Annotated in this window: 13 protein-coding genes; 8 read left to right on the forward strand and 5 right to left on the reverse strand. The window is 41.5% G+C overall.

Translation table 11 applies throughout. From position 1 onward, the window contains the following. Nucleotides 1-2 precede the first annotated feature (2 nt). From kdpB to HDE68_RS17385, 6 genes are all read left to right on the forward strand, one after another. Complete coding sequence (kdpB, locus tag HDE68_RS17360; RefSeq protein WP_183883478.1) at nt 3-2,033, forward strand: potassium-transporting ATPase subunit KdpB; 2,031 nt, start codon at nt 3-5, stop codon at nt 2,031-2,033. 20 nt (nt 2,034-2,053) lie between these two features. Then, nucleotides 2,054-2,620: a K(+)-transporting ATPase subunit C gene (locus tag HDE68_RS17365; protein ID WP_183883479.1), complete on the forward strand. Its 567-nt coding sequence runs from the start codon at nt 2,054-2,056 to the stop codon at nt 2,618-2,620. A gap of 114 nt (nt 2,621-2,734) precedes the next feature. Beyond that, nucleotides 2,735-3,805: a porin gene (locus HDE68_RS17370; RefSeq protein ID WP_183883480.1), complete on the forward strand. Its 1,071-nt coding sequence runs from the start codon at nt 2,735-2,737 to the stop codon at nt 3,803-3,805. 49 nt (nt 3,806-3,854) lie between these two features. Then, entirely contained in the window at nt 3,855-4,130 is a 276-nt protein-coding gene (locus tag HDE68_RS17375) for a hypothetical protein (RefSeq protein ID WP_183883481.1), read from the forward strand. Nucleotides 4,131-4,142: 12 nt separating this feature from the next. Beyond that, nucleotides 4,143-5,273, forward strand: coding sequence for a sensor protein KdpD (locus HDE68_RS17380; RefSeq protein WP_183883482.1), 1,131 nt, complete (start codon nt 4,143-4,145; stop codon nt 5,271-5,273). A gap of 345 nt (nt 5,274-5,618) precedes the next feature. Then, nucleotides 5,619-7,370, forward strand: a complete 1,752-nt coding sequence (locus HDE68_RS17385; protein ID WP_183883483.1) for an ATP-binding protein — start codon at nt 5,619-5,621, stop codon at nt 7,368-7,370. 8 nt (nt 7,371-7,378) lie between these two features. On the opposite strand, the gene hutG is transcribed toward HDE68_RS17385, so the two are convergent. Genes hutG through HDE68_RS17410 form a run of 5 tightly spaced genes read right to left on the reverse strand, consistent with a single transcriptional unit; the run spans nt 7,379 to nt 13,316 of the window. Further along, complete coding sequence (hutG, locus tag HDE68_RS17390; protein WP_183883484.1) at nt 7,379-8,377, reverse strand: formimidoylglutamase; 999 nt, start codon at nt 8,375-8,377, stop codon at nt 7,379-7,381. Between the two features lie 6 nt (nt 8,378-8,383). Further along, complete coding sequence (gene hutI / locus HDE68_RS17395) at nt 8,384-9,613, reverse strand: imidazolonepropionase (RefSeq protein WP_221300777.1); 1,230 nt, start codon at nt 9,611-9,613, stop codon at nt 8,384-8,386. Next, nucleotides 9,613-11,286: a urocanate hydratase gene (gene hutU, locus HDE68_RS17400; RefSeq protein ID WP_183883485.1), complete on the reverse strand. Its 1,674-nt coding sequence runs from the start codon at nt 11,284-11,286 to the stop codon at nt 9,613-9,615. Before hutU ends, hutI begins: the two co-directional genes overlap by 1 nt. Further along, nucleotides 11,264-12,826, reverse strand: coding sequence for a histidine ammonia-lyase (hutH, locus tag HDE68_RS17405; protein WP_183883486.1), 1,563 nt, complete (start codon nt 12,824-12,826; stop codon nt 11,264-11,266). Before hutH ends, hutU begins: the two co-directional genes overlap by 23 nt. Then, nucleotides 12,819-13,316: a MarR family winged helix-turn-helix transcriptional regulator gene (locus tag HDE68_RS17410; RefSeq protein WP_183883487.1), complete on the reverse strand. Its 498-nt coding sequence runs from the start codon at nt 13,314-13,316 to the stop codon at nt 12,819-12,821. Before HDE68_RS17410 ends, hutH begins: the two co-directional genes overlap by 8 nt. A gap of 409 nt (nt 13,317-13,725) precedes the next feature. Here HDE68_RS17410 and HDE68_RS17415 point away from each other — a divergent pair, with 409 nt between their 5' ends. Beyond that, on the forward strand, nt 13,726-14,508 hold the full coding sequence (locus tag HDE68_RS17415) for a phosphatase PAP2 family protein (protein ID WP_260171799.1): 783 nt from the start codon (nt 13,726-13,728) through the stop codon (nt 14,506-14,508). Continuing rightward, a complete protein-coding gene (locus HDE68_RS17420; RefSeq protein ID WP_317617709.1) occupies nt 14,495-15,745 on the forward strand; it encodes a TolC family protein in 1,251 nt (416 codons plus the stop codon). Before HDE68_RS17415 ends, HDE68_RS17420 begins: the two co-directional genes overlap by 14 nt. Nucleotides 15,746-15,752: the final 7 nt, after the last annotated feature.

The following is a 15,752-nucleotide window of genomic DNA, read 5'->3' on the forward strand; positions in this document are numbered from 1 at the left end:
TCATGAAGTCTTCTAATAAATTATTTGAACCTGCACTGGTTCAAAGCGCATTAAAACAATCCTTTATAAAACTTGATCCAAGGGTAATGGTGCGCAATCCGGTTATGTTTACCGTTGAGGTAGGCACAATTGTGATGGCCTATGTTACGGTTTATTCTATCAGCCATGCCGGACAAGGATCACCACTATATAACTTTTTCATTTTCTTAATCCTGTTCTTAACTGTGCTATTTGCCAATTTCGCAGAAGCTATTGCAGAAGCCAGAGGTAAAGCACAGGCAGACAGCTTAAGGAAAACAAGAGAAGAAACCCCTGCTAAAGTTGTGCTGGCTAATGGAAGCATTGAGATGCGTTCTTCAAGTCAGTTGAAAAAAGGCGACGTTTTCTTTTGTGAAACCGGCGATACTATTCCAACAGACGGAGAAATCATTCAGGGTATAGCTACCATAGATGAATCGGCTATCACCGGAGAATCGGCACCAGTAATCAGAGAATCGGGTGGTGATAAATCATCTGTGACAGGTGGTACAAAAGTACTTTCGGACGAAATCAAAGTCATGGTAAGTACTGAGCCGGGAGAAAGCTTTCTGGATAAAATGATTGCCTTGGTAGAAGGAGCTTCGCGTCAGAAAACACCAAATGAGATTGCTTTAACAATCCTTTTAGCAAGTTTCACCTTAGTATTCGTGATTGTCTGTGTGACTTTAAAACCTTTTGCAGATTACGCAAATACGCCAATCACTATTGCGGCCTTAATCTCCCTGTTTGTCTGTCTGATCCCTACCACAATCGGTGGGTTGTTATCAGCAATCGGGATTGCCGGAATGGACCGTGCCTTACGTGCAAACGTAATCACCAAATCTGGTAAAGCGGTAGAAACCGCTGGTGATATTGACGTATTGTTATTAGATAAAACCGGAACAATCACTATCGGTAACCGTAAGGCTACTAATTTCTATCCAACGGCAGCTGTAGACGCTAAACTATTTACCAATGCCTGCGTACTGAGTTCGCTGGCTGATGAAACCCCAGAAGGTAAGTCGATTATTGAGCTGGCCAATGCACAGCATAATTTTGCTTTGCCAGCTACCCCAGAGGGGGCAGTATTTATCAAATTCACTGCCGAAACCAGATCTAGCGGTATTGACACACCTGATGGAAGACGTATCCGTAAAGGAGCGTTTGATTCTATCCGTAATATCGTTCAGAAAGCAGGAAATATCTTCCCTAAAGATATCGAAGACGAAGTTAAAAAGATTGCTTCTAACGGAGGAACACCGCTGGTTGTTTCAGAAAATGAAAAAGCCCTGGGTGTAATTGAATTACAGGATATTATCAAACCAGGTATCAGCGAACGTTTTGACCGTCTGCGTAAAATGGGCGTAAAAACGGTGATGGTGACAGGTGATAACCCGTTGACTGCTAAATTTATCGCTGAAAAAGCAGGTGTCGATGATTTTATTGCTGAGGCAAAACCTGAGGATAAAATGAACTATATCAAAGACGAGCAGGCTTTAGGTAAGCTGGTTGCGATGATGGGCGACGGTACAAACGATGCTCCGGCCTTAGCACAGGCAGATGTTGGTGTAGCGATGAACAGTGGAACGCAAGCTGCAAAAGAAGCTGGAAACATGGTCGATTTAGACAACGATCCAACCAAGCTAATTGAGATTGTAGAGATCGGTAAACAGTTATTAATTACCCGTGGTACATTAACCACCTTCTCTATTGCCAATGACGTAGCTAAATATTTCGCTATTGTTCCAGCCTTGTTTATTGGTTCGATACCAGCTTTACAAGCCTTGAATATCATGGGTTTACATTCCCCTGAGAGTGCGATTATGTCTGCAGTGATTTTCAATGCGATTATCATTCCGATCCTGATCCCTCTTGCCTTAAGAGGTGTGGCTTATAAACCAATCGGGGCTAGTGCATTGTTGCGTAGAAACCTGCTTATTTATGGCCTTGGTGGTGTAATAGCGCCATTTATAGGGATCAAGCTGATTGATATACTAGTTGGGTTATTCGTTTAAAATATTAACAATAAGAAATCATGAAAAAGTACATTTTACAGTCTATACGTCTTACTGCAGTTTTATTAGTTCTGCTATGCGTAATCTATCCTTTAGTGGTTGCCTTTGCCGGCGGTTTTGCTAAAGGTAACGGGGGAGGTGAAAAGATCACTAAAAATGGTAAAGTAGTCGGTTATGCCTTAATCGGTCAATCCTTCACCAAGCCTCAATATTTCTGGGGCAGGCCATCAGCAGTTGGTTATAAAGCAGATGGATCTGGTGGCTCAAACAAAGGCCCTTCAAACCCTGATTATCTGAAAGAAGTAAACGGTCGTATAGACTCTCTGCTTAAATATCATCCTTACCTGAAACGCAGCGATATTCCTGCCGATATGGTTACTGCTTCAGGTAGCGGGCTCGATCCTGATATCTCTGTAGAAGGAGCAGCTATTCAGGTTAAAAGAGTTGCGATGAATAGAAAACTAAATGAACAAGAAGTTGCTGATCTGGTTAAAAAAACAGCCCATGGACCATTTTTGGGTCTTTTTGGCCCAGGTACAGTAAACGTATTAGAGCTGAACGTTGCGTTAGACAACCTGAAAAAATAATTTGAAGCCTGTTTAGAATTCAGAAACCCAGACCAAAGGCAGATGAATTTTAAACAGGCTTTGATAAGCCCTTACCAAATTATAAAACACCTTACCAATAATAAGAGAAAAACAATGAACAAATTTTTGATGACAGCTGCCACTGTTTGTATAGGTTTAGGTGCAAGTGCACAGGAAGATCCGAAGATTAAAATTTCCGGATATGCAGAAGTATATTACGGACATGATTTTAATAAACCAGAGAATAACAACAGGCCCGGCTTTATTTATTCACACAATAGAAGTAATGAAGTAAACCTGAACCTGGGCTATATTAAGGCTGCCTATGACTCCGGGAAAATCAGGGCTAATTTGGCATTAATGGCTGGAACCTATGCCAATGCAAATTTGGCGGCAGAGTCTGGTGTATCCAAAAACATACTGGAGGCAAACGTTGGTTTTAAAATATCCAACAAAGCAAATCTATGGGTAGATGCAGGAGTATTTTCTTCGCATATAGGTTTTGAAAGTGCGATATCAAAAGACTGCTGGGTATTGACAAGAAACATTTCTTCAGAGAATACGCCTTATTTCGAGTCGGGGGCTAAAGTTACCTACAGCACAGATGACAATAAATTCACAGCTTCGGCCTTATATTTAAATGGCTGGCAGCGGATTGCCCGTCAGGATGGAAACAGACAGCCTGCGGGTGGGGTACAATTGACCTGGAAACCTTCAGACAAAATTACCGTGAACTACAGTAATTACCTTGGGACCGAAGGTGTAGACTCTGTACGTGTAACCCGTTTTTACCATAATGTATACGGGGTTTTCCAGTTGGCTGATGCTTTTGGTATAACTGTAGGCTTTGATTATGCTACACAGCAGAAATCCAAAACAGATCATAGAAAAAACGAAGTATTATCTCCAGTAGTTATTGCCCGTTATACGATCAACCCTCAATGGGCTATGGCAGGCAGATTTGAATACTACCAGGATAAAAATGGAGTGCTGATTGTTACAGATACCCCTAATGGTTTCAAAACCAGGGGATATTCTTTAAATATTGATTACTCACCAGTACCCAATGCTGTTGTCAGACTGGAGGGGAAAGTTTATGATAGCAAAGACAAAATTTTTAAAAGAGATATGAATGCCGTGAATTGCAATGCTGCTGTAACTGCGAGCGTAGCGGTTTCATTTTAAATAAATTGATTTGCCGGGGAGTGTATCCCCGGTTTTAAAAGCTATAAACATGGAAACATTTTTAGAATTTTTATTGACTGCATCACTCACTGTATTTGCAGGGTTTTTATGTCTTAAACATGGCCCTAAAACAAAGAAAAGAGCTAGAATTGACAGGTTGAAATTAGCCAGAGCAGGTGGGTTTAATCAGCCTCAAAAGGCAATTATTTTAAAAGAAAATTACTGGAATTATTCAGCTAAATTTATACTGATATTGATAGGGGCGAGCCTGTTTACAGGCGTATTTTACCTCGTAGATATTGGTTATGTAATCATTAAATGGTAAACGGGTCACATTGTGGAAGATAATAGTAAAGAACAATCTGTACGTCAGTTCCTTGATCTGGTGAAGAAATCGCGTCGGGGAAAGTTCAAGGTATATATCGGAATGAGCGCAGGTGTGGGTAAGACCTACAGAATGCTGCAGGAGGCGCATGCCCTGCTCAAAAATGGAATAGATATACAGATTGGCTATATTGAAACGCATAACCGTGAAGAAACCCATGCATTATTGGCGGGTATCCCTTTGATCCCAAGGCGTAAGCTTTTTTACAAGGGGAAAGAAATGGAGGAGATGGATGTACAGGCGATTGTAAGCCGGAACCCTGAAGTTGTTATTGTGGATGAGCTTGCACATTCCAACATAGAAGGGAGTAAAAATACAAAACGCTGGCAGGACGTCATGGACATACTGGAGGCTGGCATCAGTGTTATCTCTGCGGTGAATATCCAGCATCTGGAGAGCATGAATGAAGAAATTGAAAAAATTACGGGTATCCCGATTACCGAGCGTATCCCAGACAGGGTATTGGATATTGCAGATGAGATTGTAAACATTGACCTGACGGCAGATGAGTTAATCGACCGCCTGAAATCGGGTAAAATATATGATAAAACAAAAATAGAAAGGGCTTTAGGAAACTTCTTCCAGTCTGAGCGGATTCTGCAATTAAGGGAGTTGGCTTTAAGAGAAGTTGCCCATCACGTAGAGCGGAAAATCAGTGTGGAAATCCCTAAGCAAATTAAACTCAGACCGGAGCGTTTTATGGCCTGTATCTCTACCAATAACGTCACAGCGAAGATCGTAATCAGAAAAACCGCGAGGCTGGCTTCCTACTACAGATCCCCCTGGGTAGTACTTTATGTGCAGAATAATAACGAAAGTAGTGATAGGATTAAGCTAGATTTACAGCGGCATCTCATCAATAACTTTAAGCTGGCCACAGAACTCGGGGCTGAGGTTATCAAAGTAAAAAGCGATGAGGTCACAAAGACTATTATGAAGGTTGCGCACGAAAAAGAAATTACAACCATATGCATCGGCAAACCTCATTTAAACCTCTTTCAGGTGATCATGAGAACTGCTATTTTTAATGAGCTTCTGCGAAACATTTCCTCGACCGAAACAGATCTTGTGATCTTGTCCTGAGAGAAAAAAGTAATGGCCAATGGAAAGGTAAACGCAAAGGAATAATCTAACAATAAACCATCTAACAAAATAAGCATCTAAGGAAAGTGTTCTCTAACAAAATAAGCATCTAACAAAGGCATTATCTAACAAATAAACAAACAAACCAATAATTTTTATATGAATTGTCTGCGCTTTAAACTGTCCTCCATGCCAGGCCTGGAGGATGAAAAAAAAACATTCCGCTAATGTGAGGGAATAGCGTTCTTTTTCCTTCTTCAGGAAAAGGTAATGCCCACCGAACATAGCTGAATGTTTTTTTTCGAAGCCAGATGAGCGTTGAGACCAACTTTACAAGCTAAAACAATGAAGATAAAAACAAAACTCCGCCTCGGATTCGGATTCCTATTTGTGGTGGTACTCTTATTCGGTACAATTTCACTTTACTACATGAACCAGATTTCGGTCAGTGCAAAAGTGATATTGAAGGATAACTATGAGACACTAAGTTACACCAGGGAAATGAGATTAATTCTTGATCAGAATGACCTGCCTTTATCACCACAAAACAAGGCGAAATTCTTATCAAAGCTTGCCTTGGAGGGGAAAAACGTAACTGAAAAAGGAGAAGGAGAAGCTGTTGCCTCTCTGACTACTGCATTTCTTGAAATGACAGCCCCATCCTCTAATCCTGCGCAGCAAAAAGCGGCCTTATCCAGGGTCAGGGCCCAACTGATGCTCATTGACCAGCTCAACATGGATGGAATTGTCAGAAAGAACGATGCGGCACAGAAATCAGTAGAAAAAGCCAGTTTATACCTTGTCACTACAGCTTGTCTTTGTTTCCTTGTTTTATTCTCATTTATAGTCAACTTCCCTGGATTTGTAGCCAATCCATTAAGAGAATTTTCTGAAGCAATTCAGGAAATCGGGCGTAAAAATTATAAGCAAAGACTTGAATTTGACGGAACAGATGAATTCTCGGAACTGGCCAAATCATTCAATGAAATGGTAGAGCAGTTAAATAAATGGGAGAACAGTAACCTTGCGAAAATTCAATCAGAAAAACTTCGTATCGAAGCTATTATTGAGCAGATGCAGGATGCAATTATAGGGCTCAATGAAAAGCAGGAAATCCTTTTTATGAATAAAGTAGCTGCTCAGCTCATGAATTTAGATGAAAAGAAAGTCAATGGTCTGAATGTTAAAGAGCTCATGAAGAAGAATGATCTGCTGGCCCGTATTATGACTAATGAAAGAAATGATCAGCCGATCAAAATTTACGCAGATCAGAAAGAATCCTATTTCCAGTTACAGAAAAGAGAAATCATTGTCCCTGTATTTGAAGATCAGGAGTCGCCGATTTTACAAACCGGTAAAACAGCAGGAACAGTTTATATCTTAAATAATATTACCCAGTTCAAAGAACTCGATGAGGCTAAAACTAACTTCATTGCTACAGTTTCACATGAGCTTAAAACCCCGATATCTTCCATCAAAATGAGTTTAAAACTGATGGATGATGAAAGGATCGGATCGATGAATGAAGAGCAAAAACAATTAGTAGCCCATATAAAAGATGATTGCAGCCGCTTGTTAAAGATTACCAGTGAACTGCTCGATCTGGCACAGGTAGAAACAGGAAATCTCCAGCTTAACTTTGTCAAAGCGGCCCCATTGGAAATTGTAAATTATGCATTGAATGCTGTCAGGTTTCAGGCAGAACAGAAAAATATCCAGCTTGAACTGATCAGTAAAGAAAAGTTGCCGGTAGTTAATGCCGATGTAGAAAAAACAGCCTGGGTGCTCATTAACTTCCTGTCCAATGCTTTACGTTATAGCGCAGAGAAATCAAAAGTACAAATAGAGGTACAAGAGAAAAAAAGTGGAATAGAATTCTCTGTACGTGATTTTGGAAAAGGGATTGACGAACAGTATCAAAAACGTCTGTTTGACCGTTATTTCCAGGTACCTACAGATGGTAATAATAAATCGGGCTCTGGTCTGGGGCTGGCTATCTCTAAAGATTTTATAGAAGCCGAGAATGGTAAAATATGGGTAGAAAGTGAAATAGGGGAAGGAAGCCGCTTTTGCTTCTTCCTTCCCGCTGCTGAATAATCTTTTGGTTAGGTGATCATGCTAAAGGCCAGCGCGGCAGCTAATTTGGCGGTGCGCTGGTCTTGATCAAAAACAGGGTTACATTCTGCAATATCCATACTGATTACTTTGCCGCTTGCAATCACCGATTTCAGGCAGGCGAAGAAAAATGCATCAGGGATCAGTCCGCTAAAAGCTGCGGCGCTTACTCCGGGAGCAAATGAAGATGAAAATACGTCCATACAAATAGTCAGGTAGATATGTGTCGAGCCTGCGATAAACTCTTCGGTCTGAAGACGGATTTCCTCCTGTCTGGAAACCATAAACTGCTCTGCAGGAATATGTTTGACATCTAATCCTGCTGCGGTATCAAAAAGATATTTCGTATTGCTGTTCAACTGAATCCCAACAGGCATATACCTGAAAGGTTTACCTGCCGATTTACAATCATTAGCGATCTGGAAGAATCCTGTACCAGAATTTGTACCGTTCTCATTAGGTTCACGCAAATCAAAATGAGCGTCAAAATTAATGATACCAATATTTTTCTCATCGGCTGATGCATGATCCTGTACAAAATCATTTATCCCTGAATAATGGCCATAGGCCACTTCATGTCCACCGCCTATCACGAAAGGCTGGTAACCATTGGCTAAAGCACAGGCAACAACCCGTGCCAGGGAACGCTGAGTACCTTCCATATCCTGACCCGGACAAATAACATCTCCTAAATCAAGAAAAACGGCATTTTCAGCGAAATGAACTGGTAAATTGCAGCAAGCTTTGCGGAAATGAGCCGGACCATCTTTAGCGCCAACCCTGCCACCATTACGTCTTACCCCTTCATCACAGGAAAAGCCAATCAGCGCAATTCCTTTCTGGCCAGCTGATAATGCTGTTAAATTTTCTTTTTCCAGATCCACTAAAATAACCCGCTGATGCCAGCGTTGAACAGCAAGGTCTGTCCCGTCATTACGTCCGGTCCAGGTATCAATTGATGTTTTGCGATAAAATGAAGAATCGATCATATCTTTTTATATTCTTGTTCCGTTTTTCCAAACTATACCAGGTTTGATTTTTCCCTGATGATACAAAATCTCCCTGTAATCATGGCAGGGATAAGCCTGCATATCGGCCATCATGCCTTCAGCTAATCTGCCTCTGTCTTTAATATTTAAAGCTTTAGCGGCTCTGAAAGTCAGTCCTGCGAAAACTTCAGCAGTACTTAGTTTTTCGGCAGCACTCATCACGGCAGCCTGCATCAACAGATCTCCCATAGGGGCAGATCCCGGATTCCAGTCACTGGCAATAGCCAGGCAAGCACCTGCATCCAGTAACTTTCTGGCAGGAGCATACTGCATACCTAAACCTAAAGATGCGCCAGGAAGAACAACAGCGACAGTTTCTGAACCTTTTAACAAGGCAGCCTCATAGGCTGTACCCGCTTCCAGATGATCTGCCGAAACAGCGCCCACTTCGATAGCTACTTCCAGTCCGCTGGTTGTAAACTGATCGGCATGAACAGTAATTTCAAAGCCCATAGCTTTAGCAGCCAGTAAATAAGGAACAGCAGCAGTCCTGTCAAAAGCACTTTCTTCAATAAAAATGTCAACACGACCGGCCAGATTTTCTGCCTTAACCAACGGAAGTAAATCGGTCACTATATGATTCAGATACTCAGTTTGTGAACCGTTAAAATCCTTTGGTAAAAGATGTGCTGCTAAACAGGTCGGTACAAGATCGGCTTTGGTGGTTAAGGAAACTGTTTTTATCGCTCTCAGCATTTTCAGCTCATTAGCTATATCCAGTCCGTAACCACTTTTGATTTCTATGGTCGTAATCCCATCTGCCAGATGCCGCTGCACCCTTTGTTCCAGTAAACTGACCAATATGGATTCCTCTGCTGCGCGGGTTTGCGTCACAGAATCCCATATTCCGCCACCACTTTTAGCAATCTCCAGGTAAGTTTTTCCCTGGATACGAAGACTATAGTCTTTTGCCCTGCTTCCTGCGAAGCAGATATGTGTATGGCAATCAATAAAACCGGGAAGTAATACCTGTTCCCCTTCAACCTCTTCAATTTCAAGCCCCGGATTTGCGTTATACAAAGCATCAAAATCACCGGTTTCCCGGATAACCCCATCTTCAACGATTACCCCGCCGTTGCGGATAACCTGTAGCTGGCTATCATCTATAGCACCATTCAGCGCTAAAGATGACAAAGTCACGATCTCGCTGAATGGTCCGATTAATTTTTTCATCATTATCCTATTTTTAAACCGAATTTTTCAGCCCATATTTCTGCCTGCTCATATCCTGCATCAGCATGACGGAATATACCCATAGCAGGGTCATTGTACAATACACGGCTAATGCAGCTTGCAGCGCGCTCAGTTCCGTCTGCCAGTACCACCATACCCGCATGCTGCGAATAACCCATTCCTACGCCACCTCCATGATGGAAAGAAACCCAGGTAGCCCCACCCGAAGTGTTTGCCATCAGGTTCAGTAATGGCCAGTCAGAAACTGCATCAGAGCCATCTTTCATCGCTTCGGTTTCGCGGTTAGGAGAAGCTACAGAACCACAATCCAGGTGATCACGGCCAATAACAATCGGGCCTTTTACTTTACCGCTGGCTACCAGTTCATTGAAAATCAAACCAGCTTTTTCGCGTTCGCCCATTCCTAACCAGCAAATACGTGCAGGTAAGCCCTGGAAACTGATCTTATCCTGTGCTTTTTGCAGCCAGTTAATTAAATGCGTGTTTTCTGGAAATGCTTCCATCAAAGCACGGTCGGTTACATAAATATCTTCAGGATCGCCTGATAAAGCTACCCACCTGAAAGGACCTTTACCTTCACAGAATAAGGGCCTGATATAAGCAGGTGTAAAACCAGGGAAGTTGAAAGCATCCTGCTCTCCGCCTTGTTTTGCAAATTCTCTTAAGTTATTTCCATAATCAAAAGTAACCGCACCCAGTTTCTGCAATTCAAGCATGAAACCTACGTGACGCGCCATACTTTTCAGTGATAATGCTTTGTATTTTTCAGGGTCACTTTTTCTTAAGGCAAGCGCCTCAGGTAAAGACAGACCATTGGGAACATAACCATTCAAAGGATCATGGGCAGAAGTCTGGTCGGTCAGGATATCAGGAATTACACCATCGGCAGTTAAACGTTCCAGTAAATCTCCTGCATCCATAACTATACCAATAGAAATAGCTTCTCCGGTAGTTTTAGCCTCGTTAACCCATTTGATTGCTTCTTCATAAGAATGCGTTATGCGGTCAATATATTGCGTGTCTACTCTTTTTTGAATTCTTGTCTCATCTACATCGGCCCCTAAAAAGATGGCACCAGCCATAGTTGCAGCCAGTGGTTGTGCACCACCCATACCGCCAATACCAGCACTTACAATCAGTTTACCAGTTAAGTTATGGTCAAAATGCTGACGGCCGCATTCTACAAAAGTTTCGTAGGTACCTTGTAAAATACCCTGCGTACCGATATAAATCCAGCTTCCCGCTGTCATCTGGCCATACATCATTAATCCTTTACTGCGCAATTCATTGAAATGTTCCCAGTTTGCCCATGCAGGTACGAGGTTACTGTTAGCAATCAACACGCGTGGCGCCTGAGGATGACTTCTGATCATACCTACAGGTTTACCTGATTGTACTAACAAAGAGTGATGTTCATCCAGTTCTAACAGGATTTCAATGATTTTACGTAAAGATTCCGGATTACGTGCAGCCTGGCCGATACCACCATAAACAACCAGTTCTTCTGGGTTTTCTGCTACTTCACCATCCAGATTGTTCAAAAGCATACGCAATACAGATTCTGTTTGCCAGCTTTTAGCATGCAATTGCATACCTCTTGGTGCTTTATAAAATGGATGTTTGGCGTAGGTATTAATAAATTCTGAAGTCGTCATCGCTGAATAGGTTAATATGGTTAGAAATAGCAGTTTCATTAGCGGTTTGCAATAATGAACCGTTTGTTATCAATTGATGTAACTGATTAATATCGTCTGCAAACAGGCGATCTTCTTTAATATAGGGTATGTGTTTTCTGATTAAATCGTGGCAGGCTTCAATAACCGGAGTTGATTTCAAAGGACGTCTGAATTCTATAGCCTGCGAAGCGTATAAAAGTTCAATAGCCTGGATAAATTCAAGGTTATCAATAACCATATGTAATTTTCTGCCGCTGATAGAGCCCATGGAAACATGGTCTTCCTGTCCTAAAGAAGTAGGTACACTATCTGCACTTGCCGGAAAGCATAAAGTTTTGTTCTCTGTTACCAATGCAGCTGTGGTGTACTGCGGGATCATTAAACCAGAGTTTAATCCTGCATCAGCAATTAAAAGTTTGGGCAAATCATATTTACCTTCATTCATCAGGTAACAGCGGCGATCAGCAATATTTCCTAATTCTGCGGCTGCAACAGTTGCATAATCAAGAACCATGGCTAAAGGCTGGCCGTGGAAATTTCCGCCGCTGATCGTATCTTCGGCACTGAAAATAACCGGATTATCTGTAACCGAATTCAGTTCTATTTCAGTTAATTCTTTGAGATGTAACCAGGCATTACGCGAAGCACCATGTACCTGCGGCATACAACGGATAGAATAAGGGTCCTGTACACGACTGCAATTGATATGTGAAGTACCTATTTCTGATCCTTCCAGGATAGCCGATAAACGGTGAGCAACCAGTTTAGTACCTTTATAAGGTCTTAAATTGTGTAAACGTTCATCGAATGGACGCGTAGAACCTGTCAATCCTTCCAATGACATTGCCCCGCTTAAATCTGCCAGATCCAATGCGTCATTTAAACGCTGAACCGCCTTAACAGCGAAAGCAAGAATAAATTGAGTACCGTTTATCAATGCTAATCCTTCTTTTGGCCCCAGAACAATAGGTTCCAGCTGATATTGCTCCAGCATTTTTGCAGCAGAAACTTTCTCTCCATTGATAAACACTTCACCTAAACCAATTAAAGGAAGGAATAAGTGAGATAGGGGAGCAAGGTCACCAGAAGCACCTACAGAGCCTTTTTCGGGCACAAAAGGAATGATGTCATTGTCAATATGCCAGATAATACGATCCAGGGTTTGTGGTGCGATACCAGAAAAGCCTTTTGCCAGGGCCTGTACCTTGGTAATCATCATAATTTTGGCGATTTCCAAAGGGATAGGTTTACCTACGCCAACACTGTGGCTTTTAAGGATGTTACTTTGCAAAAGAGAAGTGTCTTTCTCAGAAATATGCGTGTCACATAAAGGGCCGAATCCTGTGTTTACACCGTAAACAGGTTTCTGGCTGCGAACAATTTTCTGCACTTCTTCCCAGGAGGATTGAATATTTGCTGCTGCTTCAGGACTAATCTGACCTTTTGTTTTGCCTGCTGCAATGGCAAGACAGATTCCACTGGTCAGGTGGTCAGTTCCATAAAAAAAATCGTTATGCATTTGATTGGGATTTAACGGGATGATGTATTTCGTTTTGAATATTCTTGACAATATCTACTGATTTGAAGGCAGTTTCGAGTTTAGTCAGTGTATCTAATATGGCGCTGCTGCCGGCTACTTCTTCCATGGTTGCTGTAATGGCATCCCAAACCGGAAGGATACGCGCTAAAAGAGTTTTACCTTCTTCACTCAATGTGACTAATTGTTTGCGTGCATCATCAGGACTGGTGGTGCTGATCACTAAACCTTTGTTTTTAAGATTGGTAACCAACTGGCTTGCTGCAGGATGAGAAACTTCGATCTGCTCGCATAATTCCTGAATGGTCAGGGTCTTGTTTTCAGAGAGTAAATAAAATACGGGAAACCAGGTGGTCTCAAATACAATGCCTTCTGCTTTGTATGATTTATTAATTTCTGAAAGAAAAAGTTCACTCAACCGTTTTAACCGGCTGCCTAAAACTAAGTACCCTAATGACTGATAGTAATTCATAGCTAAATATATAAGTAATTATATAAGTACTTATATAATTTGTGTAAAATAATATTTACCCGGATGTCTTTTACTCCTTTAGCTTTCCAGGTATTTTCAGTAATGTATATACTGCAGGCTAATTTCAGTATAAGACAGGTCGTATTGTGCTCGTAGTTGAAAGGGGGTTGGAAGGGTACAGGACCCTTCCAACCCCCTTTCAACTACGAGCTATTATAGACGTTAACCTTTCTTTGTCTTTGGCTTATGGCTTTTATGATTATAGCTGAGCGTCTGAGTGCCGGTTTCATGATACATAAGGTTTATCCATGTATTATTTAAAAACGAAGGCAGGCACCAGCAGCTACAAATTTCCTCCAATATTCAATTGTTTCTTTGCTGAGTACTATCAATTTAAAGAAATTATTGAATGAGATTTTTTAGCCTTATATTCATGTTATGTTTACCAGGGATGATTTTCGCTCAGCAAACAGATACATCTAAAAGAGATTCAAGCCAGAGCGTCCTGAAGGTGCCGGTGATGAAGAGACGCGGACTAAATCCACCTCAGGTAAAATCATTTATCGTTCCGGCAGTTTTAATTAGTTATGGGCTGCTTTCTTTAGGAAATAATGCCGTTCGAAGACTGGATTTTAGTACCAAAGCTGAGTTACAGGAAGATCATCCGGCATTTGCTGTACATGCTGATAACTTTCTTCAGTTTGCTCCGGGAGTTGCTTTTTATGCGCTAAATCTGGCTGGTGTGAAAAGTAAACATGGAATTGTTGATGGAACAGCACTTTATGTGTTATCGGAGGCTATTATGGGTGTTTCTACTTTTTCTGTCAAACATATTGTTGGCCGCGAGCGTCCTAATGGCTCTGATAATTATTCATTTCCTTCAGGACATACAGCGAATGCATTTGCGGCTGCCGAATTTTTAAATCAGGAGTACAGAGATGTTTCTCCGTGGATTGGTTATGCGGGTTATACAGTAGCAACAGCAACAGGGGTTTTAAGAATGTATAACAATAAACATTGGCTCAGTGATGTGGTGGCTGGTGCCGGCTTTGGTATTGCTTCTACGAAACTGGCTTATTTGATTTATCCGCATCTTAAAAAATTAGTGATGGGTAAGCAAACCATGAAATATTCATTAGTACCTATGTATCAGCAAAAAGCGGCGGGGCTTGCATTCAGTGGAACATTTTAAATCATATATACTCATACTGGCACTGAGCAGTTTTGCACTGTGTCCGGCTAAGGCACAGCAGCCGGTAAGAAATCTTGATTATTTTTATCAGGAGGCTGTTAAACGCAGTCCTTTGTTAAAGGATTATAAAAATCAGCTGCAGTCAAACAGAATCGATAGCATGCGGGTGAAGGCGGGATATCTTCCGCAGGTGACCGGAATTGCCAACGGAATGTATGCGCCTGTAATTAATGGTTATGGTTTTGATGAGGTGCTGACTAACGGAAAAGCACTTGAAGCAGCACTGAATGTCAATTATAATCTTGTCAGTAAAAGGAATATCAATAACCAGCTGGAAAGTATTCATTTACAATCAGATTCTATCAGGTTTGCGACCGGTATTTCTACACTGGATCTGCAAAAAGCGATTACTGATCAGTATATCACTGCATTTGCCAGTCAGCAGCAGGCTGCATTTAACCGGGAGGTTTATCAGCTGCTGCATGAGGAAGAAACTGTACTTAAAAAACTGACCAGGGCAAATGTCTATAAACAGGTAGATTATCTGACTTTCTTAGTTACTTTTCAGCAGCAGCAATTGCAATGGAAACAGGCAGAACTGCAATTGAAAAATGATTACTCAACTTTAAATTACTTAACAGGTATTGCTGATACGACGGCCCATGAATTAGAAGATCCTGGAATTGAACCGGTAAGCTCAAATACTGGCATTGACTTTTTTGGCCGGAGGTTTGGCATTGACAGTTTAAAGCTGATCAATCAAAGGAAAGCTATTGATTTCAATTATAAACCTAAAGCAAGTGTATATGCCAATGGGGGCTATAATTCTTCTTTTGCATTTCAGCCTTACCGGAATTTCGGGACCAGTGTTGGTTTCACGGTCTCTGTACCCATTTTTGACGGACATCAGCGCAAAATGCAATATAACAAACTCGCTATTGCGCAGCGGACTATCAATGGATATAAAGAGTTTTTTCAAAATCAGCATATGCAGCAGCTCAATCTGCTCCGGCAACAGATCTCTGATCAGACAGGATTATATAAACAGGTTTCAGAACAGATTAAGTTCACTAAAAGCCTGATTCAGGTGGACAGCAGGTTATTGCAAACCGGAGATATCAGAATAGCTGATTTTGTGATTGCCATTAACAATTACCTGGCGGCGCAAAACCTGATGAGACAGACCAATATAACCCGTTTGAAACTGGTTAATCAGCTAAATTACTGGAACCGATAAAAGATGT

The organism is Pedobacter cryoconitis (assembly GCF_014200605.1).
GTDB classification, from domain to species: domain Bacteria; phylum Bacteroidota; class Bacteroidia; order Sphingobacteriales; family Sphingobacteriaceae; genus Pedobacter; species Pedobacter cryoconitis_B.

Excerpts from the sequence above, each read along its gene's own strand:
- kdpB (WP_183883478.1), top strand. The coding sequence starts at position 3 with ATGAAGTCTTCTAATAAATTATTTGAACCTGCACTGGTTCAAAGCGCA.
- HDE68_RS17365 (WP_183883479.1), top strand. The coding sequence starts at position 2,054 with ATGAAAAAGTACATTTTACAGTCTATACGTCTTACTGCAGTTTTATTA.
- HDE68_RS17370 (WP_183883480.1), top strand. The coding sequence starts at position 2,735 with ATGAACAAATTTTTGATGACAGCTGCCACTGTTTGTATAGGTTTAGGT.
- HDE68_RS17375 (WP_183883481.1), top strand. The coding sequence starts at position 3,855 with ATGGAAACATTTTTAGAATTTTTATTGACTGCATCACTCACTGTATTT.
- HDE68_RS17385 (WP_183883483.1), top strand. The coding sequence starts at position 5,619 with ATGAAGATAAAAACAAAACTCCGCCTCGGATTCGGATTCCTATTTGTG.
- hutG (WP_183883484.1), bottom strand. The coding sequence starts at position 8,377 with ATGATCGATTCTTCATTTTATCGCAAAACATCAATTGATACCTGGACC.
- hutI (WP_221300777.1), bottom strand. The coding sequence starts at position 9,613 with ATGATGAAAAAATTAATCGGACCATTCAGCGAGATCGTGACTTTGTCA.
- hutU (WP_183883485.1), bottom strand. The coding sequence starts at position 11,286 with ATGACGACTTCAGAATTTATTAATACCTACGCCAAACATCCATTTTAT.
- hutH (WP_183883486.1), bottom strand. The coding sequence starts at position 12,826 with ATGCATAACGATTTTTTTTATGGAACTGACCACCTGACCAGTGGAATC.
- HDE68_RS17410 (WP_183883487.1), bottom strand. The coding sequence starts at position 13,316 with ATGAATTACTATCAGTCATTAGGGTACTTAGTTTTAGGCAGCCGGTTA.
- HDE68_RS17415 (WP_260171799.1), top strand. The coding sequence starts at position 13,726 with ATGAGATTTTTTAGCCTTATATTCATGTTATGTTTACCAGGGATGATT.